At 62.4% G+C, this 1,983-nt stretch carries 3 protein-coding genes; 2 read left to right on the forward strand and 1 reads right to left on the reverse strand.

Going from position 1 to position 1,983, the window contains the following annotated elements; all coding sequences use genetic code 11:
• Positions 1–148: 148 nt before the first annotated feature.
• Positions 149–733, reverse strand: a complete 585-nt coding sequence (locus tag EOA75_RS32320) for an SCO family protein (protein ID WP_066990790.1) — start codon at positions 731–733, stop codon at positions 149–151.
• A gap of 272 nt (positions 734–1,005) precedes the next feature.
• Between EOA75_RS32320 and EOA75_RS32325 the strand changes: the two genes are divergently transcribed.
• Complete coding sequence (locus tag EOA75_RS32325) at positions 1,006–1,455, forward strand: CreA family protein (protein ID WP_082980332.1); 450 nt, start codon at positions 1,006–1,008, stop codon at positions 1,453–1,455.
• 45 nt (positions 1,456–1,500) lie between these two features.
• A partial coding sequence (locus EOA75_RS32330) for a DapH/DapD/GlmU-related protein (protein WP_127326099.1) occupies positions 1,501–1,983 on the forward strand: 483 nt, incomplete at its 3' end.

A 1,983-nucleotide genomic window follows, 5' to 3' on the forward strand; every position in this document is an offset into this window, starting at 1 on the left:
GCATCAAGCGCCGCGAAGATGCGGTCAGCCTCGGCCTTGCCCGCCGTGAAATGGAACCTGGTCTGCCCCATCAGGGCGACTCATGTTTGAGCGTGATCATTTCCGAGAACCGGTTCCACTTGTTGCTACGCAAACCTTCGGTTCGGGATCACGCCTGGCCGCCTGCTGCGAGCCGCTTCAGCTTCGCAATAGCCGTGTCGGCGCTTTCGCCATAGGCGATGGTGCCGGCGAACTCGCCCTTGGCGTTGAGGAGCAGCACGGAGGCCGTGTGGTCCATCGTGTAATCGCCGTCGCCGGTGTCGACCTTCTTCCAGTAGATGCCGAAGGCCTTGGCCATTGCATGCACCTTGTCCGGATCGCCGGTGATGCCGGTGATGCGGTCGGAGAAATTGCCGACGTAGGAATTGATGATCTGCGGCGTGTCCCGCTCCGGGTCGACCGTGACGAAGTAGGCGTTGAGGTTCTTGCCGCTGTCGCCCATCGTCTTCAGCCAGCCGGCCATTTCGAACAGCGTTGTCGGGCAGACTTCCGGACAATGAGTGAAGCCGAAGAAGACGACGCTTGGGTGGCCCCGGAACGCGGCCTCGGTGATCGGCGCGCTCTTCTGGTCGATCAGTGTGAACGGTGCGCCGTAGGGCTGGCCGCCATAATGGCCGCGATACCAGTCGAAAGTGAGCCAGCCGATGCCCGCCGCCATCAGGACGAGGATGCCGACCAGAATTGAGCGCATCATCAGAAACTATCCGTTGCGATCGTCGCGGCCCGGCGGATCCGGCGCGAGCCTGTTCGGCGACAGTCTTAGCGGTTTGGCGGCGCGCGCGCAAAGCGGTCGCGTTGCCGCAACCACGAGACCTGCCGCCTCCGTCGCGACAATCATCGAATGGCTTGCAAATGCCATTGTCCTGTCCCACCTGACATCGGCTAAACGCAAAACCCGAGGAGGCTTCCTTGCGAAAACTGATCGGCTTGATTGCCGCCTGCATTGCCCTCGGCGCCGGCGCAGCGATGGCGGACGAGGTCGGCAAGGTCGGCGTCGACTGGGTCGGCAACGACATCATGATCGATGCGATCAAGGATCCAAAGGTCGACGGCGTCACCTGCCACGTCGCCTATTTCGACCGCAGCATCATCGATCGGCTGCACAAGGGCAACTGGTTCGAGGATCCGTCGGACTCGTCGATCTCCTGCCGCCAGACCGGGCCGATCACCATCGGCGACATCGACATGAGCGAGCGCGGCGAAGAGGTGTTCAAGCAGGGCCTCAGCCTGATCTGGAAGAAACAGGTGGTGAACCGCATCTACGACAAGAAGAACGAGACGCTGATCTATCTCTCGCATTCGCGCCAGGTCCAGAACGGCTCGGCGAAGATGTCGGTCACGACCGTGCCGCTCTATGGCCAGAACGTCGTGTGGACCAAGGGCAAGCCGCAATTAGGCTCCGATCCGCCCGGATGATTGGTCCCGCTTGCCGGGGCAATCGCTCGGGCGTAAAGCCGCGCCATGGACCGTCCTGAACATCTCGTTGCGAAGGATCCCGAGCCGCGCATCCATCCGACCGCGGAGTTGAAGGGGTGCAAGCTTGGCCGCTATGCATCGATCGGCGAGCGGGTGATCCTGCGCGACGTGACGGTCGGCGATTTTTCCTATTTCGAGCGTCATTCGGAAGCGATCTACACGACGATCGGCAAGTTCTGCTCGATTGCCGCCAACAGCCGCATCAACGCGCTCGAGCATCCGATCGAGCGGCTGACCCAGCACAAAGTGAGCTACCGGCCCAACGAATATTTCCGCTGGCTTGGCGTCGACGCGGCATTTCGAGAGCGGCGGCAGGCAAAGCCGGTCAGCATCGGGCACGATGTCTGGATCGGCCATGGCGCCGTCATCATGCCAGGCATCACGATCGGCAATGGCGCCGTCATCGGTGCCAACGCGGCGGTGACGCATGACGTGCCGCCTTACGCTGTCGTCGCCGGCGTTCCGGCC

This window comes from Mesorhizobium sp. M1A.F.Ca.IN.022.07.1.1 (assembly GCF_003997575.1).
In the GTDB taxonomy this organism is placed as follows: domain Bacteria; phylum Pseudomonadota; class Alphaproteobacteria; order Rhizobiales; family Rhizobiaceae; genus Mesorhizobium.

Bases quoted from the DNA above. Each gene is read 5' to 3' on its own strand.
- EOA75_RS32320 (WP_066990790.1), bottom strand. From the start codon at position 733: ATGATGCGCTCAATTCTGGTCGGCATCCTCGTCCTGATGGCGGCGGGC.
- EOA75_RS32325 (WP_082980332.1), top strand. From the start codon at position 1,006: ATGGCGGACGAGGTCGGCAAGGTCGGCGTCGACTGGGTCGGCAACGAC.